Here is a 24,814-nt window from a genome sequence, read left to right on the forward strand (position 1 = left end):
AATATTATGCGTTTGCTTCCTTGGTAAAAACCTTGGAATTATGATTCAATTTTCGCTCAGCCCACCAGCAATACAGAGTTGGGACTATAAATACTGTGGTAATTTCTAAAATCATTCCCCCCAAAGCTGGAATTGCCATAGGAATCATGATGTCTGATCCTCGACCTGTGGATGTGAAAATCGGCAGTAAAGCCAAAAGGGTGGTTGCAGTGGTCATCATGCAGGGTAAAACTCTGCGTTGTCCAGCTTCCAAAACCGCTTCCCGGATGGTACGTTTACTGGTGGGGCGATTTTCTTTAAAGCTTTGGTCTAAGTAGGAACTCATGACCACCCCATCATCGGTAGCAATTCCAAACAAGGCGATAAAGCCTACCCATACTGCTACGCTGAGATTATAAACTTTCATCTGAAATAAATCCCGAAAATTGGTTCCAAACAGATTGAAGTCGAAAAACCAATCTTGGCCAAAGAACCAAAGCATAAGAAATCCTCCTGAAAACGCCATTGCAATTCCTGAGAAAACAAAAAGGGAAGTCGATACCGCTCTAAATTGAAAATAAAGGATCAAAAAGATCAGAATCAACGAAATAGGGACGACAATCGAAAGCCGTTTTTCTGCCCGGATTTGGTTTTCATAGGAGCCGGAAAACTGGAATCGAACCCCAGTAGGGACTGTTAATTCACCGGATTCAATTTTTTGATTGAGGTACCGTTGAGCATCCTCCACTACTGTGACTTCAGCAAATCCCGGCATTTTGTCCAGCAGGACATAACCGACAAGAAAACTATTTTCCCCTCGGATCATGTCTGGGCCAGGTCGGTAGTTGATCGATGCCAATTGCCCTAAAGGAATATAAGTGCCTTGCGGAGTGGGGATTTGGAGGTTTTCAATGGCCTGTGGATCGTCTCTGAATTCCCGTGCATATCGAACACGTATCGGGAATCGCTCCCGACCCTCCACGGTGGTGCTCACTTGCATTCCCCCTATGGCAGTTTCGATAAAATCCTGAACATCCACTACATTCATGCCGTACCGGGCGATCTGCTCTCGATTGATGTCTAATTCCAAATAGGGTTTTCCAACAATTCGATCAGCAAAGACAGCCTCTTTTTTTACCGAGGGAACCTCTTTGAGGTATTTTTCAAGTTCGAGGCCGAAGGACTCAATCGTTTTTAAATCAGGGCCATATACTTTGATTCCCATAGGTGCTCTCATGCCGGTTTGAAGCATCACCAATCGAGTTTCTATCGGCTGAAGTTTGGGAGAAGAAGTCACACCCGGGAGGTTGACTACGCTGATTATCTCGTCCCAAATATCATCCGGAGATTGGATATGAGTTCTCCATTGACGAAAATATTGGCCATTTTCATCGGGGATCAAGTTTTTGGTTTCGATTTGATCTGGATCCATGGTCTCCGGGTCATAAAAAGAACCGTCTTTTAGTTCGAATTTTCCATTCTTTACTTTGAACCGTAATCGGGTTCCGTTGAGGTCGGTTACGTATTCTGATTTGTAGTTGATGGTATTTTCAAACATCGTCATAGGGGCAGGATCAATGGCAGTTTCAGCCCGTCCAGCCTTGCCAACGACCATTTCTACTTCTGGAATAGCCGTCACTAGCATATCGAGTTTTTGTAAAACCTCTTTGTTTTCCTGGACTCCTGAATGCGGCATGGTGGTGGGCATGAGCAAAAATGAGCCTTCATTTAAGGAAGGCATAAATTCCTCACCCAAACCTGGAAAGGTGTGAGTCAATCCTGACCAAATTCCAGTAGTTCGGATATTAATACCGACTTGATCAAATGCTTTGGGAACTAGGCCGAATACGGTTCCAAACCCCAACCAAACACTGATTCCTACTAAAATAACAAGTGTGGGAAATAGAAAAAATGTCCCTTTATTTTCCAGGCACCATCGTAGGATTTTGGGGTAGACGTTAATGAAAATGGAAAAGCCTCCTAAGAAGAACGCCAAAAGAATGAGAATAAAAATAAAGTTGAGAACTGTACTGGCAGAAACTCCGAGTGGCATCCATTCCAAGGTTAACAGCATGGAAACAAACAATAAAGTAAGGCCAATGATCAGTTTATCTTTATAGATTCCAATTTTTTCAGGGTAATGAAAAGCCAAGGTATTGATCAACCCATATCCAAAAATAAGCCACCCACCCCAGCTCCAAACGGTGAAGGCTATGATGGGGCCTAGAATAATCAACCCGTAATTGATGTAAGACCCGATTTTTACTTTTAGCTTTTTGATCGAAAAAATCCAATGAGAAAATGCCGGCATGATTAAAAGGGTGAATAACACCGCCGAAATCAAGGCAAATGTTTTGGTATAGGCTAAGGGGCCAAATAATTTACCTTCTGCTGCCTCCAAAGTGAATACGGGCAAAAAGCTGATGATAGTTGTGCTGACAGCAGTGATAATTGCGCCTGAAACCTCAGCGGTGGCCAGATAAACAGTTTGGATTTTGGATTGTCCTTTTGGTGCTATTTCCAGATGACGAAGGACATTTTCATTGAGAATAATACCTAAATCGACCATGGTGCCTATGGCAATGGCTATTCCCGATAAGGCAACGATATTGGCATCCACCCCAAGGTATTTCATGAAAATAAAGCAGATCAATACCGCCATGGGTAGCAGTGCCGATATTAAAAGCGAGGCACGTAGATTAAATACCATGACCAAAATCACAATAATGGTCACCAATATCTGCAAACTGATCGCATCGTATAGTGTGCCTAGTGTTTCGAAAATCAGGCCTGTTCGATCATAAAAAGGGACCAGGGTAACTTTTGAAACCGTGCCATCTGCTAAGGTTTTAGAAGGTAGACCTTGGGAGAGTTTTTCGATTTCAGCTTTTACTCCTTCAATAACCTGAAGTGGATTGTCCCCATATCGGGCAATGACCACACCGCCTACTGCCTCCGCTCCGCTTTTATCTAGGATTCCGCCCATGTTTCTGGGTTGAGGGCCGATATTCACTCGTGCCACATCCTGGATTCGGATAGGGACATTATCGGTGACTTTTACTACGGCTTGATCCAGATCACTAAGCTCTTCTACGTAGCCTAGGCCTCGGATGAAGTAATCCACTCGATTGATTTCAATCGTGTTGGCAGATACATCCAAATTGGATTTTCGAACCGCTTCCATCACATCCATCAAGGAAACTTGATAGGTTTTCAAAGCCCCTGGATCAACATCAATTTGATATTCTTTTATGTAGCCACCTACTGAAGCTACCTCAGAGACACCTTCAACGGCAGTCAGAGAATAACGAATGTAATAATCTTGAATGGTTCGTAGTTCATGTAAATCCCAACCTCCGACTGGATTACCCTGTTCATCCCTTCCTTCCAGGGTGTACCAAAAAACCTGACCCAGTGCCGTAGCATCGGGTCCCAGCTTGGGTTGAACACCCTCCGGAAGCAAATCTGAGGGAAGCGAGTTAAGTTTTTCAAGTACTCGAGATCGACTCCAGTAAAATTCGGTATCCTCATCAAAAATGATGTAGATACTCGAGAAACCAAAAGCAGAACTGGAGCGAACGCTTTTGACTCCGGGCAGACCCAAAAGCGAAGTAGTCAAGGGATAGGTGATTTGATCCTCCACATCTTGAGGAGATCGTCCCATCCATTCGGTAAACACGATTTGTTGGTTTTCTCCAATGTCAGGTATGGCATCGACAGGAACTGGATCTCGGGGTAAAAAGTCCAAATTCCAATTAAATGGAGCGGTTACCAATCCCCAACCAATTAAAAGGAAAAGGAAAATAAGGGTAACGAGTTTATTCTCCAGAAAATACCGGATGATTTTATTGATCATTTTATTCTTAGGTTAATAGATAAACAAGTAATAGTCTGAAAATCAGCTATTAAAACCAGTTCTTGCACCTGTAGCACAAGAAAATCTATCAAATCCTAGAGTAAGAATGATTGGAAAAGAATGAAGCGTTCGGTTTTTAAAGCGGGTGGGGGAGATTCGGTGAAACGGCTTAATTCACTGAATACCTCACTAGGAAACAAATAAAAAGTAACTAAGTAAGCGGAAAGAAAGGTCGGAGAGATTAGCTTGGTTTCTGATTTTTCCAATCCAGTTTCTGCTTCGGTTTGGAAGTGCTCGTACTGGTCATCACAGCAGTCATGCAAAGGGGGATTTTCGGATTCAGTTTGATGGCAGTCAGATTTTTTCTGAAGCATTTGACAATCCAAATGAGCTTTTTCCCAACCTATTTTTACAGCAGTTTTTTCCCCCATGCAAAGGTGCACAGCCTTTGCCACTCCTACATTGGAAAGGAGAATCACCGAAGCTAGCGCTATGGAAATCAGTTTGTTCACTGCTGTAAAAATAGATTAATTTTTTAAATTATCTGGTAAGTATCCCAATTATAGTGGAAATTTAAAGGGTATACGTCGAATTTATTTTTGTGTTATAAGGGTTTGGCAATAAATCCTGCTTTCAGCACTGTCTTGAAAACTTCCTCTTCACTCATGGATTCAGATTGAACGGTCAAAATCCGATCATCACTTTGCAAATCTACAGACCAGCTTTCGATTTTTGACTCCTTATTAAGCTTGGGTTCCACCTTTGCAAGGCAGTTATGACAGTTAATGTTGGTTTTAAATTTTAAGGTTTTCATGAGTATGTGATTTTATGTTTAACGAAGTGATTTACTATTCAAGGTTTGATAAGCTGGTCATGGGTTGGTGAAGGAATTGGGCACAAGATTTTGGTTACGTTTTTTAAAGTTTTCTTGCTTTTAGTCTTAAACTATTCATCACTACCGAAACGGAGCTAAAAGCCATTGCCGCACCAGCAATCATCGGATCAAGGAGGAACCCATTGATGGGATAAAGTATTCCTGCTGCAATCGGAATCCCGATCAGGTTGTATATGAAAGCCCAGAATAGGTTTTGTTTAACACCGTTGACTGTTAGATGTGAGAGCCGAAATGCCTGGGGGATTTTTTCCAGATCAGAGGTGATCAGGGTGATTTTTGCAACATCCATGGCGATATCCGAACCTTGCCCCATAGCGATACTGACATCGGCCTGTGCCAACGCTTCTGAGTCATTGATTCCATCACCGACCATTGCAACTATTTTGCCTTTTTCTTGGAGCGATTTGACAAAGGAAGATTTGTCAGCTGGCATTACTTCAGCTTTAAATTGCTTAATTCCGACGTGATTGGCCACGACTTGGGCTGTTTGTGGATTGTCCCCGGTGAGCATGTAGACTTCCATACCGGATTTTTGAAGTTGTTGGATTGCTGGTTTAGCGCTTAATTTGATTTGGTCTTCAATTCCCAGAATCGCTAATCCTACTTTTTCTTCGGCGAACCAAATTACGGTTTGGGCTTTTTGGCTCCAAGTCTTTGCTAGTGATTGAAGTTCTTCTGAAATGGCAATACCGTTTTCTTCCATTAATTTTAGGTTTCCGACAAAATAGCTTTTTCCGTCAAAGTCCCCTTTTACCCCACGGGCGGTTATACTTTCAAAATTTTTCAATTCTAAATTTAGAATTCCTTTTTCCTTTAAAAATTTAACCACTGCATCAGCCAATGGATGTTCGGATTTGGATTCAAGTGCTGCTAATATGGGTAAGTAGTTTTGCTCCTCTTTTTTTTCAGCCCATTGTATTTGGACCACACTGGGTTTTCCCATCGTGATCGTCCCTGTTTTATCCAAAATTAGGGCATTGACCTGATGTCCGAGTTCTAAGCTTTCTGCATCGCGGATGAGAATTTGGTTTTCGGCCCCTTTGCCAACCCCAACCATGATTGCTGTCGGGGTGGCAAGCCCCAGCGCACAAGGACAAGCAATTACCAAGACGGAAACCGAAGCTAAAAGTGCCTGAGAAAAGGCGTTTTCTCCTCCAAAGATCAGCCAAATTCCAAAGGTCAACAGTGCAATTAGAATGACCACGGGAACAAATATTCCAGCAACCTTATCCACAAGTTTTTGGACGGGAGCCTTGCTTCCCTGAGCTTCTTGAACGCGGGTAATAATCTGTGAAAGCAGAGTGGAGGCACCGACTTTCTGGGCTATTATCTCCAAACTTCCTTTCTGATTGATCGTTCCGGCAAATACCTTGTCTTCTGGTTTTTTCTCCACGGCGACAGGTTCACCACTTATCATACTTTCATCGATGAAACTGCTGCCTGAAACGACAAGCCCATCAACTGGAACTTTTTCTCCGGGTTTGATCAGGATCCGATCCTGAATCTGTACCTCATTGATGTTAATTTCTAGGGGTTGGCCATTTTGGATTTTTGTCAAAGTTTTAGGTTGCAACCCGATTAGCTTTTTTAATGCCGTACCGGTTTGGGACTTGGCACGTTCTTCAAGTAATTTTCCAAAGGAGATAAATACGATGATTACGGTGGCCGCTTCATAGTATACGTGAGGATGAATCCCTCTGGTATGCCAGAAATCAGGGAAAAAAGTATTAAAAGCAGAAAATAAAAATGCAATACCGGTACTTAAAGCCACAAGTGTGTCCATGTTGGCTTTGTGCTGTCGGGCTTGTTTCCAGGCGTTGAGGTAGAAATGCTTTCCAAAATAAAATAACACAGGAATACTGAGCCAAAAACTAATCCATTTGCCAGGGTCCCAATCCATAAAAAACATCCCCAAAACAACTACCGGTAAAGTCAACAAAGCCGCTCCTAGGGTACGTTTTTTGACCTTTACATAGTGTTCCTTTTGAAAGTTTTCTTGCGCTTCTTCGGGATTGTCCTGAGTTAAAATCAGACCATATCCGACGTCCTGGAGCGCTTTGTCAAGATCCATAGGACTGAGCGTTTCATCATATTCTACCCAAACGCTGTTCGAGGCGAAATTCACAGTAGCAGACTTCACTCCCGGGGTGTAGGATAAAATAGTTTCCACGCTTGAGGCACATGCAGCGCAGGTCATTCCCGTCACCGGAAAATTTCTCTTTTGAATATTCCCATTACTCATTTCCATGCAACAAAGATGGGGGTAAGCCTCTTTTGATTTGTTATGAAATTTTGTAAAAAAGCTATAAGATTTTACAAATGAGTAGACGCTAGACTTCGTCCAAATTTTTTCGTTTACCTGCGTTTTGCTTGAATAGGGAGGGAGTCATCCCGGTTTCTTTTTTGAAAAGGGCAGAAAGATAGGCCGCTGAGTTATAACCAAGCTGGAATGCAATTTCAGCAAGTTTACGTTCATTGTACAGGATCAACTCCTTGGCTTTTTCGATTTTGAGTCGGGTAATGTATTTTTCTATGGTGACTCCTTCAACCTGAGAAAAAAGTCGGCTGAGCTGATGGTAATCTTGCTGAAGTTTTGCTTCCAAAAAGTCAGAATAATTGGTTTCCAAAACTTGTCCAGAGTGATGGATTTGGTGGATTAGCGTATTTTTAATGGATTCAATGATCGAGGAGTTTTTCGATTCTAATATGTCGAATCCTAATTCCTGTAGGCTTTTGGCCAGTTGTTTTTTTTTGTCTGAACTTAAGGGTTCATGGAGCTGAATCGAACCCAAATCCACTGATTGAAATGGAATGTTACACCGGTTTAGTACCTCTTTTACTGCCTGAATACAACGAGGACAGACCATGTTTTTAACTCGAATGGGTTGCCTATTTTCCATGCTTTAGCAAGTAAAGAAATGAGTAAATAGTTCAGTTTCATATCCACAAAAAAAATCCCGATAAGTAACTTATCAGGATTTTAATTGGGTAGTTAACTGGAGTTATTAGTTTGGTTTGATTGGCGGAGTACTCATTTTCTCCACCTTATCGCCTTCCTCCAGTTCTTTACTTACCGTGAAATAGGGCCCGGACACTACTTCTTGATCTTCGGTTAACCCTTCGAGTACTTCTATGAATTGAAAATCAGAAATCCCAGTTTTGATTTGCGTCATTTTTGCTTCCCCATTTTCTACCAAAAATACCAATTCCTGTGGACGGGTAGTTCCATCCGCCAAGGTATCCAATTTGTTTTCCCGGGTAGTTACTGCTGCTAATGGAACTGAGAGCACATTGTCTTTCTGGTTGGTGATGATTTCAACAGATGCGGTCATTCCCGGTCTAAAGGGGTATTTGTTTCCAGCATCGACCAGGTCTTGATAAGAACTGTTGAGGATTCTGATTTTTACTTTAAATTCGGTGACCGCATCAGCAGAAGCTTTGGTATTTGCCGTGTTAGCAATACTTGTGACAACCCCCTTAAAGGTTTTTCCTGAAGTGGAATAGGCGTCCACTTCGATCAAGGTGGTGTCTCCTAAAGCCAAACGAACGATATCATTTTCGTTTACATCAACTCTGACTTCCATTTTGGTTAGATCTGCAATGGTGAGCATTTCGGTACCGGCCATTTGCTGAGTTCCCACTACTCGTTCTCCTTTTTCTACCAAAAGGTTGGAAACTATCCCACTGACGGGTGAATACACATTAGTTAGGCGAAGGTTTTCGGCTGCTTCATTTACGGTGGCCTGGGAGCTTTTGACCACGAACTCAGCTGCAATTACATTTTGCTTTGCAGCTTCAAGATCTTTTTGAGCCGTGATGTAATTAGCCTCAGCCTGTTCAAAATCAGCATCGGAAATTGCCTTTTGTTCATAGAGGGTCTTTTGGCGTTTATACTCCAATTCACTACGGGTAAATTGGGCTTCGGCACGCTGTAAGCTCGCCTTGCTTTGTGCCAAATTGGCCTGTTGCTGATTGAGATTTGCGCGGCTCCGATCCAGTGCGGAAATAAAATTGTCAGGTCTAATTTTGACCAATAGTTTTCCCATTTCGACCGAATCACCTTCCTGAATATTTAACTCAATGATTTCTCCAGCTACGTCAGGACTAAGGGTGACTTCTATTTCAGGTTGGATTTCACCTGAAGCACTTACTTTTTCTATAATCGAGTTTTTACCCACTTTTACGATTTCAACTGGAGTGATTTTTTCTCCTCCTATCCACCCAAGGGCTCTTCCGATAATTGCAAAAAGGATAAGAACACCGACAATTCCGAGGAGATAATAAAGTAATTTGTTTGATTTTTTTGTGGCCATGGTTTAGTTGAGGTTGATGGGGTTGCCGAGATAGAAGTCGAGGACCTTTACTCTGAAAATGTATGTGTATTTCGCATTAATAAGATCTGCCTGGGCATTGAAGAAATTTGCTTGGGAAACTTGAAAATCTACCGAATTGATTGCTCCAAGGTCAAATCGTTGCTGTGCAATACGGAACGTTTCCTCGAGGCTTTTTACCCGTGAAAGGGATGCCTGATATGATTGCTCAGCAGCCAAGGCATTGTTATAGGCAGTTTCGATGTCCTGCCGCAATTGATTTTCTGTTTCCTGTTGAGACACCTCAGCTAGTCGCTCTTGTACTCGGGCACGCTGAAGGTTTGCTTTATTTGAAAACTGGGAGAAAACAGGAATACTCAACTGGATATTGACTGACTGGGAAAGGTTGTTTTTGATTTGGCTGGAAAGTGGGTCGGGTTCAAATCCGGGAGCGGCTCTATCTACGTAGTTTGAAAAGAGGTTCGCCCCGATCCCCAAAGTTGGATAGAATTGACCCCGAGCGATTTTGACTCCTAAACGAGCACTTTCCAAGGAAGTTTTGGCGGCTTTTATTTCCGGCATTTTGTCTACAGCTGTCGCAAAAATGGAAGACGCATCTTCTGAAATAATCAAATTTTCATTGATTTCTAGTTTGGGCTCGACGATTTCAAACCCCTCTGAATAAGGGATTTGAAGTGCTTGTGCGAGCTCAAGTTTGGACAAGTTAAGGGATTGATAGGCGTTGATCACCTCCAATTCATTCGTTGCGACCTGGGCTTCCAAGTCCAGTTGATCGGCTAAGGGAAGAGATCCTGCCTGAACCAGGCGTTTTGTCCTATCCAGTTGTTCTTTGGTTGTTTCGAGTTGCCTCTCGGCTATTTTCGCCTGCTCCCGATTGAATACAATATTGATGTACAGATTGATCACATTTAATGTGATGTTGTTTTTTGTGGCCTCGATCGTGTACTTGCCCGTTTCCAAGTCAATTTTTGCCTGATTTACCGAATTGGTGATCCGTTGTCCTGCAAAAAGTGTCGCATTGGAATTGGCCGAGACATTGATGTTTCCGATTCGCTGCGTTTCAAATAAGTTGGTCACCGGGTTAATTGATCGCCCCCATCGGTATCCTGAGCTCGCCCCGGTAGAAAATGAGGGGAGTCTGGATCCTTGAGCTTGAAGTAAGGTGGCCTCGTTGCTGAGTTGGTTTAGTTCGCTTCGCTTGAGGCTGAGGTTGTTTTCCAGTGCTATTTTCACGGCGGTCTCTAAATCAATAGGGCCGTTGCTGTTCTGGGAAAAGGCACAAAAAAAACTACTGGCACTCAAGGCAAAGCTGAGTAAAAGCTTTTTCATAAAATTAACTATAAGTCGATATCAGGAATGTAAATTAAATCGTTGATCCAGGGTAAAGATTTTAAATATTCAAGCGTGATAGGGGCAATTCCAGAATCCATTTCGATGACATGGCAGGCATTGTCGTTTTTTCCCTTTCGGGATACTGACATGGTGGCGATATTGGCTTTTTCCTGGGCGATGACCGAGGATATAAATGCAATAGCTCCTGAAATATCTTTTGCCTTGATGATTAACGTGTGGGCTTGGGCTGAGAAATTGGCAACAAACCCATCTATTTCGGCAATATTGATTAAACCACCGCCTAGGCTTTCTCCGATCACTTCCATCATTTTTCCATCTTTAACAAGTTGGAGTTTGATGGTATTGGGGTGGTGGACCGAAGAATTACCAATGGACTTGAAACGGTAATTTAGACCTTTCTCTTTTGCGATATCCAAAGCGTCTTTGATTCGCTCATCGTCAGTTTTAAAATCCATCAAGCCCCCAATTATAGCCCGATCACTTCCATGGCCCTCATAGGTTCTTGCAAAAGAATTATAAAATATGATGGAAACGCTGTCCGGTATTCCTCCCAAAAGACGGATTGCAGCACGTGCAATTCTGACCACACCAGCGGTATGAGAGGAGGAGGGACCGATCATCACTGGACCTATCATATCAAAAACACTGCTTTTCCCTGGCATTTGCTCTGTATTTCAAATTTGATGCTAAGGTAAGTTCACCTGATTATTTCTCCTAAAAATGTTTCTATTTGGATGAAATTCAACTTCTTTTTGACTTATTTCAACAATATTTAACAAATCAACACTTAGACAATCCTAAAAAATGTACGCATTCGAACGGTTATATGAGCGATTTTGAAACAGTTTACTTCTCAATGGGGAAATCAAACCAATGGAAATCAGGTTCTGCCTTTCCTATTCCCAATCGGGCGATGGCTTTTGGAGACGGCCTGTTTGAAACGATGATTTTTGACGGGGAGAAAATTCGGTTTTTTGAATTTCATGTCGATCGACTCCGCAAAGGGATGAAGCTATTACACCTCGATCTCAGCCAACTCAATCCTGATGTAATCTTATCCTTCATCAATTCTACAGAGCCGCAACGAATCAAATGGACTGTCTTTAGAGCTGGGGCGGGCAAATATTCTCCCCATACCGGCCAAATCAATCAAGTCCTACAAATCGCACCATTTAAGAAAAAATCAGAAATCAGTCTTCAGGCAGTAATTAGTAGGGAAGTGTTTTTAGTGCCTTCTATGATTTCTCAGTGCAAGACTCTTAATTCGCTCCCTTATGTGTTAGCTGCATTGGAGCGCGAAAAGCGTGGGGCAAATGAAATAATATTATTAGACCATAAGGGCAATGTCTCAGAGGCTGGAGCTTCGAATATTTTCTGGTCAATAGGGGAGGAGATTTTTACTCCCTCACTACAAGCCGGATGTATTGAGGGCGTCAGTAGGAAAGTTATCCTCCAAGAGCTAAACGATAATGGTTTTAAGGTAAAAGAAGGACTTTTTAAAGTCGACCAACTCCGTCAGGCTGATCGTGTCTGGATTTCAAATGCGACCGGGATAACGTATTTAAAATCAATCGAAGAAACAGTGTATTCAGATGATCCGGTGCCCTTGATTGAAAACCTGTTTTAATTTTTTTGGCTAAAATTAAATCGACTTTACTTCACCTTGATTCTAAAATCTTATATTTAACGGTTTGTATTTTACAAATTAGTCCTATACCAAAACGATTTGCCCAAAAACTAACCTATTATTCTATATGCTCTTAGAACCCTTGGATTTGGCAGTATTTATTGGATACTGCTTACTAATTATCGGAATGGGGCTTTTTGTCTCTCAGGAGAAAAAAGGTCATGTTAAAAACTCTTCTGATTATTTTCTAGCCTCCAAAGCGTTGCCTTGGTGGGCAGTCGGTGCCTCCCTGATCGCTTCCAATATCTCAGCCGAACAATTTATCGGAATGTCAGGATCGGGTTTTGCATTAGGTTTGGCAATCTCGACGTATGAATGGATGGCCGCAGCTACTTTGCTGGTAGTTGCGATATTTTTCTTACCGATTTATATTAAGAAAGGCATTTATACCATGCCTGGATTTCTCCTGGATCGCTATGATACTCGAGTTCGTACGACCATGGCAATCTTTTGGCTCTTACTTTATGTATTTGTCAATTTAACCTCTGTGTTGTATCTGGGGGCTTTGAGTTTGAATACCATCTTGAATGTTCCCATGGTTTATGGAATTATTGGATTGGCACTTTTTGCCATGATTTATTCAATATATGGAGGATTGAAAGCAGTTGCCTGGACCGATGTGATTCAGGTCGTATTTTTAATCGCTGGCGGATTGGCCACTACTTATATTGCTCTACAGATGGTCGGTGGCGGAGATGCCTGGGAAGGATTGGGATTACTTCGGCAAGAGGTGCCGGGTCATTTTTCCATGATTTTGTCTAAAGGGGAAATGATGATTCCCGATGGAAAAGGAGGTACATATGATGCCTATCAGGATTTGCCGGGAATATCTGTTTTAGTAGGGGGGATGTGGATTACCAATTTAAGCTATTGGGGCTTCAATCAGTACATCACTCAGCGGGCCCTGGCTGCCAAAAGTCTTGATGAGGCACAAAAAGGGATGATTTTTGCCGGATTCTTGAAATTATTAATGCCATTGATCGTAGTCATTCCAGGAATTGCCGCTTGGGTAATTGTCAAAAATGGCATCGATGTACAATTTATCGAATCAATGAAAGATCCGATAACAGGCTTGACCAAATCTGACCGTGCTTATCCGACCCTTCTTCAACTTCTTCCTGTGGGGCTCAAAGGCTTGGCTTTTGCAGCTTTGACTGCAGCAATTGTTTCTTCATTGGCTTCTATGGCTAACAGTACCTCAACAATTTTTACCATGGATATTTACAAAAAATACTTTGGTCAAAATGCTTCCGAATCCACCCAAGTTAAAGTGGGACGAATTACTGCTGGGGTTGCTTTTATCGTTGCTGCAATTGTAGCCCCTGCGCTTGGGCAGCTGGATCAGGCTTTTCAATTTATTCAGGAATACACTGGTTTTATTAGCCCGGGTGTTTTTGCGATTTTCTTCTTTGGAGTATTCTGGAAAAAGACCACTTCAAATGCGGCTCTGGTTGGAGCGGGGCTCAGTATACCGCTTTCAGTCGTGTTAAAATTGGGTTTTCCAGCTTTGCCGTTTATCGATCGAATGGGAGTGGTATTCCTGATCTTGGCCACCCTAATGATTGTAATTTCATTGATTGAAGGAAAAGGAAAGGATCATCCAAACAGTATTGCAATCAGCAGGGAGTTGTTTAAAACAAGTTCAGCCTTTAAGGTTGGTGCATTTATCATCTCGGGAATTATTGCAGCACTTTATATTGTATTCTGGTAAAGATGAGAAAGCTATTATTAGGATTGGATATCGGGAGCTCAAGTGTGAAAGCTTCCCTATTAAATGCAGATACTGGACGAGCTATCGCTGCGAAAGCGTTTCCTGAAGAGGAAATGCCCATTGATGCCCCAAAGGATGGCTTTGCCGAGCAAGATCCGGAAATGTGGTGGAAGTATGTACAGCAAGCTTCTCACCATGTGCTTTCCCAAGCTTCGGTCAAAAAAGGAGAGCTCAAAGGGATTGGTATTGCCTACCAGATGCATGGCTTGGTATTGGTGGACAAAAATCACCGAGTTCTTCGATCCTCGATCATTTGGTGTGACAGTCGCGCAGTACCTATTGGAGACCAAGCTTTTAAAAGCCTTGGGGAAGCCTATTGCTTGGAAAATCTACTGAATTCTCCAGGAAATTTCACTGCATCAAAATTAAGGTGGGTCATCGAAAATCAACCTGAAATTGCTGGGCAAATTCACAAAATGATGCTTCCCGGTGATTTTATCGCCATGAAGTTGACCGGAGAGATTAAAACCTCCGAAACGGGACTTTCCGAAGGAATTTTTTGGGATTTTAAAACCAATGGATTGAGCCAAAAAGTCTTGGATCACTACCAAATCAATCCGGATTGGATTCCAGAAATTGTTCCTTCGTATTCGGTCCAAGGTACGGTTACTTCGCAAGCCTCAAAATCAACGGGGATAGAGGCCGGAGTTCCAGTAGCATATCGGGCTGGAGATCAGCCCAATAATGCGTTCTCTCTTCAAGTGCTAAAGCCGGGGGAATTGGCGACTACGGCAGGAACATCGGGGACTGTTTATGGGGTGTGCGAAGAACCACTTTTTGATCCCTTATCACGCGTAAATACCTTTGTTCATGTAAATCATCAGGAGCAAAAGCCATCCTATGGCGTGCTTCTTTGTGTCAACGGGACAGGTATTCTCAATAGTTGGACCCGGCGATTGATGGGGGGGAATCGAATCGGTTACGATGAGATGAATAATCTGGCGTCTTCGGCAGGAATTGGATCGCAAGGTCTGACGTTTATCCCCTTTGGAAATGGCGCCGAGCGAATTATGCAAAATCGTCATGTTGGAGCACATCTTATTGGATTAGACCTGCTGAAGCATAGCAAAAATCATGTGTTGAGAGCCGCGCAAGAAGGAATTGTTTCTGCCTTGACTTTTGGGTTCCGAATCATGCAGGACATGGGGATGACTTTAACCACGGTCAAGGCCGGAAAAGCCAATATGTTTCTTAGTCCGATTTTCAGGAAAACCTTTATTCACATGAATCGAGTCAACCTAGAGCTTTACAATACCGATGGAGCTCAGGGGGCCGCAAGAGGGGCTGGAATTGGAGCCGGTGTTTTCAATGGAGAGTCAGAGGCTTTTCAAGGACTGGAGCTGTTGGAGACCTTTGAACCCAATGAAAATTTCTTTGAGCCATATGAAGAAGTTTACTCCCGCTGGAAAAATCAATTGGAGCAAATCCAAAAAATGAATCTATAATTAACACAAAAACCTTTTAAACCTAAAAAACCAAATTATGTCGAAGACTTATTTCAAAGGCATCGATAAGATACCATTCGAGGGAAAAGAAAGTGATAATCCACTTGCTTTTCGCTACTATGATGAAAATCGAATCATTGGTGGCAAAACCATGAAAGAGCATTTCAAATTTGCAATTGCCTATTGGCATTCCTTCTGTGGAACTGGAGGGGATCCTTTCGGTCCTGGAACGATTACCCATCCCTGGGATGCTGATCCTGATCCGGTACAGCGCGCAAAAGATAAAATGGATGCTGCTTTCGAGTTTATTTCAAAAATCGGAGCCCCCTATTATTGTTTTCACGATGTTGATTTGATCGATGAAGGGCCCACGCTTGCGGAGTATGAACGACGGATGCAGCTAATTTCTGATTATGCGCTTCAAAAGCAAAAAGATACAGGGATCAAACTCCTTTGGGGTACAGCCAATGTGTTTAGCAATCCACGCTATATGAATGGTGCCTCGACTAATCCTAATTTTGATGTGCTGGCCTTTGCAGGGACTCAAGTGAAAAACGCCCTGGATGCTACCATCAAATTGGGTGGAGAAAATTATGTGTTTTGGGGTGGTAGAGAAGGATACATGTCTCTGCTAAATACCGATATGAAGCGGGAAACTGAGCATTTGGCAAGATTCCTCACCATGGCAAGAGACTATGCCCGCAAGCATGGATTCAAAGGTACCTTTTTTATCGAGCCTAAGCCGATGGAGCCGACCAAACATCAATACGACTATGATTCGGCCACTGTAATTGGCTTTCTTAGACATTATGGATTGGACAAAGATTTCAAATTAAACATCGAGGTGAATCATGCCACCTTGGCAGGGCATACCTTCCAGCATGAGCTTCAGGTAGCAGCAGATGCGGGGATGCTTGGAAGTATTGATGCCAATCGTGGAGATTATCAAAATGGCTGGGATACGGATCAATTTGCCTTGAATTTGCAAGAATTGACCGAAGCGATGCTCGTGTTAATCTCATCGGGGGGCCTTCAGGGTGGAGGAGTAAATTTTGATGCTAAAATTCGGAGAAACTCCACGGATATGGATGATTTGTTTTTGGCTCACATCGGAAGTATGGATGCGTTTGCCAGGAGCATGCTGATCGCCCAGGATATTTTGGATAAATCCGATTATTTGGAACGAAGAAAGCAGCGATACTCCAGTTTTGATCAAGGGAAAGGAAAGGAGTTTGAAGAAGGAAACCTTGGCTTGGAGGATTTACGAAATTATGCCTTGCAAGTGGGTGAGCCTCAGCAAATCAGTGGGAAACAGGAATACTATGAAAATCTCCTGAATCGATTTATTTAAAATCACAGGTGAATTGATAGGGAGATGTCGGGTTTTCAATTTCCTTTCCAATGCAAAGGGAGAAGAGGAATGGGTTTCCACTTTGTTTAGCTCAAGGAATCTGGCTCTTTCAATTTAATTTAGACTTTCCTATAGTCCATGTGAAGAATTTATCGGTAAGTAGGTAGGTACTTATAGAACTCTCAGAAAAAAGTCCATGGATCATATCCAATTGGACTTTTTCTATTTCTAATTGACCTAGAATCAAGCTACAATCCTTTACTTTGTAAAAATCCCATTCTTAAGAAATAAACAATGGTGAGTAATCAAAGAATTTGTGTAATGGTGTTATTGTTGGTGTTATTCAACCAATTTTCAGAAATCGTCTTAGCACAAAATCAAAGAAATCAGCTTGTTTTTAGAAGATTGGATGAAAATCTAGGGCTGTCCAATGCCAATGTGCAAAGTATAATCAGGGATAAGCAAGGCATGGTTTGGTTTGGAACTGCTTACGGATTGTACCGCTATGACGGCACTCGGATTAAATCCTTTTTGAGTACCAAGGATTCGGCCTCATTGTCTCATAATAATATTACCAAGCTATTTATTGGACCCGACGGAATGCTTTGGGTTAAAAATGTAAACGGTTTATTTGACATATATAATCCAGAGTCTGAATTTTTTATTAAAGCTGATTTGGAGTTTTACCGTAAATATGGTTTAAAATCCGATGCGATAGGAATGTTGCTTCAGGATCGACAAGAGCGATTTTGGTTTACTCACCCAGATCAAGGCTTGAGTATTTACTTTCCGGAAGAAAAGAAGACCGAAATAATTCAAAAGAATCCTTCCAAAAGAAGCATAAGGTCAAATCAAATCAGCTCCATAGCTGAAGGAAAAGATGGAAAAATCTGGATAGTTTATCCTTCAGGTCATCTGGATTTGTTGGATCCTAATCAATTGAGCGTAATCCAATCGATTCAACTTTCCAATTCTGATTTACCTAAGTCGGCAAATTATGAAATCATGGTAGATTCCGACGGTGATGCTTGGATATTTGACCCTGATCGGGATTCTGGAATTTACTGGATTGATGGGCAAAGCTTAGAGGTGAAGGCTAATCGAAATGATAAAGGGCCTTTCCGACTTAATAACAATATGGTCAAAGCCATCACTGAGGTCGAAAAGGGTGAGATTTGGGTAGGTACTGACCATGGAGGAATTAATATTCTTGAAAAAGAAAATCAGCGCGTAATATATCTCAAAGATCAGGGGTTAGTGAATTCCAATCTTTCTCATAATGTGGTTTATTCCCTTTACAAAGATCATGAAGACATCGTTTGGATAGGAACACATAAATTGGGCGTTGCCTTTTACCATCAGGGTTTGTTGCGCTTTTCGCATGTTCAAAAAAGTCTTGGTGACGATACTTCTTTGCCGTTTAATGATGTGAATGCTTTTGTGGAGGATAGTTTAGGTAATCTCTTTATCGGTACTAACGGCGGAGGTCTTATTTACCATGATAGGATAAAGGGTACCTATACTCAATACCTAAATGACCCGGAAAATCCGAGGAGTTTGCCGGGCAATGTCATTGTAGATTTGATGATAGACCATCGAGGAATCCTTTGGATCGGGACATATCTCAATGGGTTGGGGTCTTTTGATGGGAAAAATTTTAAGAATTATACCTATGAATCCACTAATCAAAATGGAATTCCAGGTCCAAGTATTTGGAAACTTTTTGAAGATAGTAAGCGGAGAATTTGGATAGGAACACTAAAATCCGGGCTTGCAGTCTTGGATGAAAATAGGGTTACTTTTGCACCCTATCCAGCAGGAAAACCGCCTTTCTATATTCATAATCAATATATTACTAGTTTTGAAGAAGACCGGCTTGGTAATATTTGGATAGCGGGGGGGAGTGGATTAAACGTAGTCAATTACGAAAAAGGAACTAGTATTTATTTTTCTGAATCTGATCGATCCGGTCTAAAAGAAGCTTATGTGACAGAGGTTTTTCGTGATTCAGAGGATCAAATATGGCTGACTACAATTAATGGACTTCAATATTTTAAGGAAAGTGATAGCAGTTTCGTCCATTATGGGTTGGAAGAAGGTTTGCCATCTCCTTTTTTAATTGATCTTTTAGAAGATGATAATCATAATCTTTGGATAAGTTCTCATTTGGGCCTCTCGTATGCCCAAATAGATCGATCTGTGGAACCCTTTAAGATTTCTTTTCAAAACTTTGATCCAAAAGATGGGCTTCAGGCGGCCTTATTCAATAAAAATTCAGCAATCAATACTCGGGATGGTGCCTTTATCTTTGGGGGGCCCAATGGGTATAATATTTTCAAGTCTGAGAATTTTGCATTTGAGCGCAATGACCCATCGGTGGTTTTTACCGATTTACAGTTATTTAATCAAGAGGTAAAAGTAGGGCAGCAAATCAATGATCGAATATTGCTTGACAAAGCACTTAATTATACAGAAAAGTTAGTTCTTAAACATAATGAGAACATCTTCTCAATTAGTTTTAGTGCGCTCAATTTTCTTTATCCCGAGAAGAATAAATACCGATATAAATTACTGGGTTTTAACAATGAATGGATTTATTTAAATGAAAATCTTGCTAAAGTAACCTTTACTAATCTGGACCCGGGATACTATACGTTGGTCGTGCAGCCAGGGACTGTTTTGGATGGATGGAGCGAAAAGGAATATTCCTTAGATTTGGAAGTTTTAGCACCTTTTTGGAAAACCCCTCTTGCATATTTTCTTTACTTGATCGTGATTTTTGTCCTTGTACTTTATTTTCGAAATCAGTTTTTACAAAGGCAAAGAGACAAATTTGAACGAGAACAAGCCCTCTTGGAAAGCCAGCGAATCCAGGAACTTGATAAAATGAAAACTAAATTTTTTACCAATTTGAGTCATGAATTTAGAACACCACTTTCGCTGATTATGACTCCTGCTGAACATTTGATTTCAAATTCAAAGGATAAGGTTTTAACCGGGCAATATAAAATCATTCAGCGAAACGCAAGAAGATTGCTAAAACTAATCAATCAATTGATTGATGTGAAAAATATAGAAAAGGGAACCTTGGATTTTTATCCCTCCGAAGGAGATATAGTTCAGTTTTTGAAATCCGGGGTTGCTGATTTCCAAGAGCTTTCGGAGAACCAACACATTATTCTTCATTTTGAGAGCAACATTCCCGGACAGCAAGCCATTTTTGACTCGGACAAGTTAGAGAAAATACTCTTTAATTTGCTTTCCAATGCGTTCAAGTTTACTCCAGAGGGAGGAGAGATTGATGTTTCGGTTGATATCAGTCAAGAAACGGAAGAACTGGGATTTCTTCAGCTCAAAGTGAGAGATACTGGAATCGGAATAGCCAAGGAAGACCAAGTTAAAATTTTTGACCGTTACTTCACCACTGAAGGACACGGATCTCAACTTAACCAAGGAAGCGGAATTGGATTGGCTTTGGCTCAGGATTTTGCAAAAATTATGCAGGGTCAGATTCATGTCAGCAGTCAGCTTGATTATGGGTCCACGTTTACCCTTGAAATCCCCATTACTTTAATCAGTTCAGAGGATAAAGATGATGACACTGAGGAGGATTCAGAGTGGTCCAACATCGACAAAAAAGAATCCATTTTGATCGTAGAAGATCATCCTGAATTCCGGTCCTATCTTAAAGATTGCCTTCATGAAGAATATGAGGTTTTACTTGCCTCCCAGGGAATACAGGCCTGGGAAATTGCCCAAAAGCACATTCCTGACTTGATCATTTCAGATTTGATGATGCCGCAGATGGATGGAAATGAGCTTTGTCACAAAGTCAAATCGGATATTCGTACCTCACATATTCCCGTGATTTTACTAACAGCAAAAAACTCAGAGCAGACACAGATTCTTGGACTTGATAGTGGATGTAATCTTTATTTGACCAAACCTTTTAATTTGGAAGTGCTTTTATTGAGTGTAAGAAACCTTCTTAAGGAGCGGAAATTGGTTCAATCTCAAAACAGAAAGAAAATACAGATTGCCGCTTCCAAGCCACAAATCGAATCTTTAGACGATCAGTTTATCCGGAAATCCGTCGCTTTTGTGGAAAATCATCTGGAAGACCCTGGGTTGACAGTGGAATATATGAGTAAAGAGCTCGGAATGAGCCGGGTCCTTTTGTATAAAAAACTTCAATCCATCACTGGAAAAAGTCCGATAGAGTTTATCCGTTTGATCCGCTTACAACGCGCCTGTGATTTGCTGAATAAGGGTGGGTATTCTGTGGGCGAAGTAGCTTACATGGTTGGATATAATAATGCCAAATACTTTACCAAGCATTTCAAACTTGAATTTGGTCTCAATCCATCGGAATATCTCCAAAATCGCCAAATCAATCAAGCAAAGTAAATCATGTTCTTTTGCTTAATTCTATTTCCTAAAACAGCCTTGGAAAAAGGATGAGTCTGTTATCCCATTTTTTAAATCCCCCCTTGAAACGGGTTGGAGAGAGTAAAAAGTCCGTTGCTGAGCGGTAAAACTTCAAAATCTTCTTTTTCTTGTCTCAAACTTCAAATTTATATTCTATTTAGCCTAATAATAGATCGGATTTTGATCGAATACAATAAAAAAAATAGGAAAATAAAGAATAAAATTTCGTATTAACATTTGATGCCCTAATTGTTAACATTTGAATACCCTCCATAAGATTCACTCCCTTTACATTTATCACAGTCATAGCATTAAACCCAATTTCAGGATCCTTAAAATCTATATTAGATTTTTTCAACCTTATGAAAAATAATTTCAAAGGCTTTGAACTCCTTGAAATGGGTAGATGGTGATGCTCACTTAAGTCCATTTTCAAGAATCAATGTACACTTCAACTCATTTCTTTTGAAAAAATAACAGGCAAAGAGATATTCTTTTTGACTCCTTAATCCATTCTCCATTTTCCAACAATTAAACCCTATATGATGAAAAAACTATTACCACTTTGGCTCTTGCTACTGGCGGGTATGGCACATGCGCAGGTTACAGTAAAAGGAACTGTAAGCTCCAGTGGTGACAACTTGCCTTTGCCAGGAGTAACGGTTCTGGTCAAAGGGACCACAACCGGTGTCGCTACCAATGGAGACGGCACTTATTCGATCACTGTACCATCGAGCGAATCGGTCTTGGTCTACAGTTTTATTGGCTATAAACCACAAGAAGTTCTTGTGGGAAATCAAACGACCATAGACTTAACACTAGAGGAAGACATGGCTTCATTGGATGAAGTGGTCGTTGTAGGTTATGGTACCATGAAAAAAAGGGACATGTCTTCGGCCCAAGTTTCGGTTTCTTCTGAAGAAATTGAACGTACTGTCAATACTACAGTGGAACAAGCCCTACAGGGAAGAGCTGCGGGCGTTTATGTTACCCAAAACACCGGAGCTCCAGGTGGAGGTATCTCAGTGAATGTTCGAGGAGTGAGTTCGATCAGCGGAACAACAGAACCATTATATGTAATCGATGGGGTGCAGATACAGCCTTCAACTGTTTCCTATGGTGCAACCTCAGGAACTAACCCGTTGGCAAGTTTAAACCCGAGTGATATTGAGTCAATAGAAGTGCTTCAAGGACCTTCTGCTACAGCTATCTATGGGTCTAGGGGAACGAACGGTGTAGTCTTGATTACCACAAAAAGAGGAAAATCAGGAGAAATAAAAATTAGTTACAATTATTTGTACAGTTTGCAGGATAAGCCAACTCCATTGCCTACCATGTCTCTCCAGCAATATGCAACAATGATTAATGAAATCAATGAGATTACTGGAGGAACTCCTCCAGCGGCATTCCTTGATCCAAGTTTATTAGGAGAAGGAACCAACTGGCAACAAGAACTTTTCAAAACTGCCGGACTAAACAAGCATACTTTAAATCTGTCCGGTGGAAATGACATTACTCAATTTTACATTTCCGGGGAATATTTTGACCAAGAAGGGATTGCAATAGGTTCGAATTTCGAGCGATATTCCTTGAGAGTAAATATTGATAATCAAACCAGAAAATGGTTGAAATTGGGAGTGAATCTGCAGCTTTCCAACACGGATGAGCAATTGGCTACCGGAAGCACAGATGTGATTAATAATGCCATTCAAATGGCCCCAAATATCCCAGTGTATAACCCTGACGGGTCATGGGGTGGAGCCGACCCCATCAATGGATCAAGTCTTCAGTTTACACCTCCTAACCCCATTGCACTGGCTAATTTGTTGGACAGAAATTTTAAACGAAGAGGGGCACTTGGAGGATTTAACGTTGATGTAGATATTATCGAAGGGTTGAAATTCCGTTCCATGGTCAATGGTAGTATAAACTATAGCACAGGGAGATTTTGGACACCTACCTATACTCTTGGGGTAGTGACCAATGACCAAAATCAACTTAACCTTTCCACAGATAATAGCTTTTACTGGAACTGGAACCAGATGCTAACTTACAATAAGGTAATTGGAAAACATGCTTTTGATTTGATGGCCAGTCACGAAGCCCAGGGGAGTACTTACGAATCTTTAAATGCATCAAGGGTTAATTTCCCTTCCAATGACCTCCCCCAATTAGGATTAGGTTCTTCACAGGGAGCCACCAACTCCGGCAATGCAAGTCATTGGGCAATGGAGTCTTATTTTGGTAGAATCAATTATACCTATGATGAGAAGTACATTTTGCTCGGGGCATTGAGAGCTGATGGCTCAGCAAACTTTGGTCCTGAAAACCGGTGGGGCTTTTTTCCTTCGTTATCAGCGGCCTATAGAATTTCAGAAGAATCGTTTTTACAGGATGTGACTTGGATGGATGAATTAAAATTGCGTTTCGAGACTGGACTTACCGGTAATCAAGGGAGTGCAAACGCAATTTTTGCTCCACTAAGTTCTCCGTCAATTCCTACCCCTTTTGGAGGAGGGTTTTTGGTTTCTAGATTTGGTAATCCTGGTTTGCAGTGGGAAGGGACTTCAACTGTAAACGTTGGATTTAATTTGAACATGTTTAATAATAGAGTTCAAGTTGAAGCGGACTTCTATGTGAAGAAGACAGATAACTTATTGCTTCCCAATCCACTTCCTTGGTACATGGGGACTTCTGGCGAAGGAAGTATTGGTACGCCCACCGTTAATATCGGGGCTTTGGAAAACAGAGGCTACGGTATAACGATCAACACGATCAATATTGATAATAGGGCTAGTGGTTTCTCTTGGAATTCGAACTTCAATTTCTCAGGTTTTAGAACGAAGGTTACTCAGTTTTTCTCCGAAACAGCTTTCATTGACCGGACTGCTTGGTATATGAATAATTTCACCCAACGTGCAATCCCTGGACAAGCACCTTGGTTGTTTTTAGGATATGAGACTGATGGATTGTTCCAAACCCTTGAGGAGGTGGAATCCAGCGCTAGACCGGTAGATAATTCAGGAAATCCGCTACCAGTTGGAGTTGATGGTATCTATGTAGGAGATATTAAATATGTGGATCAGAACGGCGATGGAGTTATTGATGAACGAGATCAAACCTTCTTAGGAAACCCTTGGCCAAAATTCACTTTCGGAACCACTCAGCAATTTAGTTTTAAGAATTTTACGCTTGATTTATTGTTTACAGGATCTATTGGAAACAAGATTTACAACTTCAACAAATTCAATAATATCAATCCTAACAATGTGAATTTGGGAAGAAATATGCTTTTGGAAACTTTCGATTATGCAAAAATTGAACTAGACGAATCTGGAAACCCATATTTGACTAATCCTAATACAGATGTTCCTAGGATCACGGTAACTGACCTTAACGGGAATGGAACAAGAATTTCAGACAAGTTTGTAGAGGATGGTTCTTTTGTAAGGCTTAAGAATGTACAGCTGGCCTATTCAATTCCTTCTACTCTTTTGGGTAACCAAAATGTGGTAAGAGGGGGGAGAATTTCATTCGGAATTCAAAATGCGCTCACCTTTACAAGGTATTCTGGATTTGATCCTGAAGTAGGTGCTTATGTAGGAAATAATGTATCCGCAGCTGATCAGCTCATTGGTGTAGATTATGGTAGATACCCATTGACAAGAATGTACACATTCAGTTTAGCCCTTGATTTCTAACCACAGAAAATTTAAAA

At 41.3% G+C, this 24,814-nt stretch carries 14 protein-coding genes; 6 read left to right on the forward strand and 8 right to left on the reverse strand.

Annotation, left to right across the window (positions count from 1 at the left end; genetic code table 11):
• Positions 1-4 precede the first annotated feature (4 nt).
• From Q0L00_RS07930 to sdaAB, 8 genes are all read right to left on the reverse strand, one after another.
• Positions 5-3,835, reverse strand: coding sequence for an efflux RND transporter permease subunit (locus Q0L00_RS07930; RefSeq protein WP_297336340.1), 3,831 nt, complete (start codon positions 3,833-3,835; stop codon positions 5-7).
• A 95-nt stretch (positions 3,836-3,930) separates the two neighbouring features.
• Complete coding sequence (locus Q0L00_RS07935) at positions 3,931-4,347, reverse strand: hypothetical protein (protein ID WP_297336341.1); 417 nt, start codon at positions 4,345-4,347, stop codon at positions 3,931-3,933.
• A 92-nt stretch (positions 4,348-4,439) separates the two neighbouring features.
• Positions 4,440-4,649 (reverse strand): hypothetical protein, encoded by a 210-nt coding sequence (locus Q0L00_RS07940; protein WP_297336342.1) that lies wholly within the window; start codon positions 4,647-4,649, stop codon positions 4,440-4,442.
• 103 nt (positions 4,650-4,752) lie between these two features.
• Positions 4,753-6,978, reverse strand: coding sequence for a heavy metal translocating P-type ATPase (locus Q0L00_RS07945; RefSeq protein WP_297336343.1), 2,226 nt, complete (start codon positions 6,976-6,978; stop codon positions 4,753-4,755).
• Between the two features lie 82 nt (positions 6,979-7,060).
• Complete coding sequence (locus Q0L00_RS07950) at positions 7,061-7,630, reverse strand: helix-turn-helix transcriptional regulator (protein ID WP_297336344.1); 570 nt, start codon at positions 7,628-7,630, stop codon at positions 7,061-7,063.
• A gap of 105 nt (positions 7,631-7,735) precedes the next feature.
• Positions 7,736-9,043 (reverse strand): efflux RND transporter periplasmic adaptor subunit, encoded by a 1,308-nt coding sequence (locus Q0L00_RS07955; RefSeq protein ID WP_297336345.1) that lies wholly within the window; start codon positions 9,041-9,043, stop codon positions 7,736-7,738.
• Positions 9,044-9,046: 3 nt separating this feature from the next.
• Positions 9,047-10,390: a TolC family protein gene (locus tag Q0L00_RS07960; protein ID WP_297336346.1), complete on the reverse strand. Its 1,344-nt coding sequence runs from the start codon at positions 10,388-10,390 to the stop codon at positions 9,047-9,049.
• Positions 10,391-10,398: 8 nt separating this feature from the next.
• On the reverse strand, positions 10,399-11,076 hold the full coding sequence (gene sdaAB / locus Q0L00_RS07965) for an L-serine ammonia-lyase, iron-sulfur-dependent subunit beta (protein ID WP_297336347.1): 678 nt from the start codon (positions 11,074-11,076) through the stop codon (positions 10,399-10,401).
• Between the two features lie 194 nt (positions 11,077-11,270).
• Between sdaAB and Q0L00_RS07970 the strand changes: the two genes are divergently transcribed.
• From Q0L00_RS07970 to Q0L00_RS07995, 6 genes are all read left to right on the forward strand, one after another.
• On the forward strand, positions 11,271-12,041 hold the full coding sequence (locus Q0L00_RS07970) for an aminotransferase class IV (RefSeq protein ID WP_297336348.1): 771 nt from the start codon (positions 11,271-11,273) through the stop codon (positions 12,039-12,041).
• A 127-nt stretch (positions 12,042-12,168) separates the two neighbouring features.
• The gene (locus Q0L00_RS07975) at positions 12,169-13,812 is read left to right on the forward strand and encodes a sodium/sugar symporter (RefSeq protein ID WP_297336349.1); all 1,644 of its coding nucleotides are present in this window, start codon (positions 12,169-12,171) and stop codon (positions 13,810-13,812) included.
• A gap of 2 nt (positions 13,813-13,814) precedes the next feature.
• On the forward strand, positions 13,815-15,317 hold the full coding sequence (locus Q0L00_RS07980; RefSeq protein ID WP_297336350.1) for an FGGY family carbohydrate kinase: 1,503 nt from the start codon (positions 13,815-13,817) through the stop codon (positions 15,315-15,317).
• A 37-nt stretch (positions 15,318-15,354) separates the two neighbouring features.
• Complete coding sequence (xylA, locus tag Q0L00_RS07985) at positions 15,355-16,668, forward strand: xylose isomerase (RefSeq protein WP_297336351.1); 1,314 nt, start codon at positions 15,355-15,357, stop codon at positions 16,666-16,668.
• Positions 16,669-16,989: 321 nt separating this feature from the next.
• Complete coding sequence (locus tag Q0L00_RS07990) at positions 16,990-21,075, forward strand: two-component regulator propeller domain-containing protein (protein WP_297336352.1); 4,086 nt, start codon at positions 16,990-16,992, stop codon at positions 21,073-21,075.
• 566 nt (positions 21,076-21,641) lie between these two features.
• Positions 21,642-24,797: a TonB-dependent receptor gene (locus tag Q0L00_RS07995; protein WP_297336353.1), complete on the forward strand. Its 3,156-nt coding sequence runs from the start codon at positions 21,642-21,644 to the stop codon at positions 24,795-24,797.
• Positions 24,798-24,814 lie beyond the last annotated feature (17 nt).

Source organism: Algoriphagus sp., assembly GCF_024305035.1.
Lineage (GTDB): Bacteria > Bacteroidota > Bacteroidia > Cytophagales > Cyclobacteriaceae > Algoriphagus.

Coding starts and splice junctions, on each gene's coding strand:
- Q0L00_RS07930 (WP_297336340.1), bottom strand. CDS start 3,835: ATGATCAATAAAATCATCCGGTATTTTCTGGAGAATAAACTCGTTACC.
- Q0L00_RS07995 (WP_297336353.1), top strand. CDS start 21,642: ATGAAAAAACTATTACCACTTTGGCTCTTGCTACTGGCGGGTATGGCA.
- Q0L00_RS07990 (WP_297336352.1), top strand. CDS start 16,990: ATGGTGTTATTGTTGGTGTTATTCAACCAATTTTCAGAAATCGTCTTA.
- Q0L00_RS07940 (WP_297336342.1), bottom strand. CDS start 4,649: ATGAAAACCTTAAAATTTAAAACCAACATTAACTGTCATAACTGCCTT.
- sdaAB (WP_297336347.1), bottom strand. CDS start 11,076: ATGCCAGGGAAAAGCAGTGTTTTTGATATGATAGGTCCAGTGATGATC.
- Q0L00_RS07980 (WP_297336350.1), top strand. CDS start 13,815: ATGAGAAAGCTATTATTAGGATTGGATATCGGGAGCTCAAGTGTGAAA.
- Q0L00_RS07975 (WP_297336349.1), top strand. CDS start 12,169: ATGCTCTTAGAACCCTTGGATTTGGCAGTATTTATTGGATACTGCTTA.
- Q0L00_RS07970 (WP_297336348.1), top strand. CDS start 11,271: ATGGGGAAATCAAACCAATGGAAATCAGGTTCTGCCTTTCCTATTCCC.
- xylA (WP_297336351.1), top strand. CDS start 15,355: ATGTCGAAGACTTATTTCAAAGGCATCGATAAGATACCATTCGAGGGA.
- Q0L00_RS07955 (WP_297336345.1), bottom strand. CDS start 9,043: ATGGCCACAAAAAAATCAAACAAATTACTTTATTATCTCCTCGGAATT.
- Q0L00_RS07945 (WP_297336343.1), bottom strand. CDS start 6,978: ATGGAAATGAGTAATGGGAATATTCAAAAGAGAAATTTTCCGGTGACG.
- Q0L00_RS07950 (WP_297336344.1), bottom strand. CDS start 7,630: ATGGAAAATAGGCAACCCATTCGAGTTAAAAACATGGTCTGTCCTCGT.
- Q0L00_RS07960 (WP_297336346.1), bottom strand. CDS start 10,390: ATGAAAAAGCTTTTACTCAGCTTTGCCTTGAGTGCCAGTAGTTTTTTT.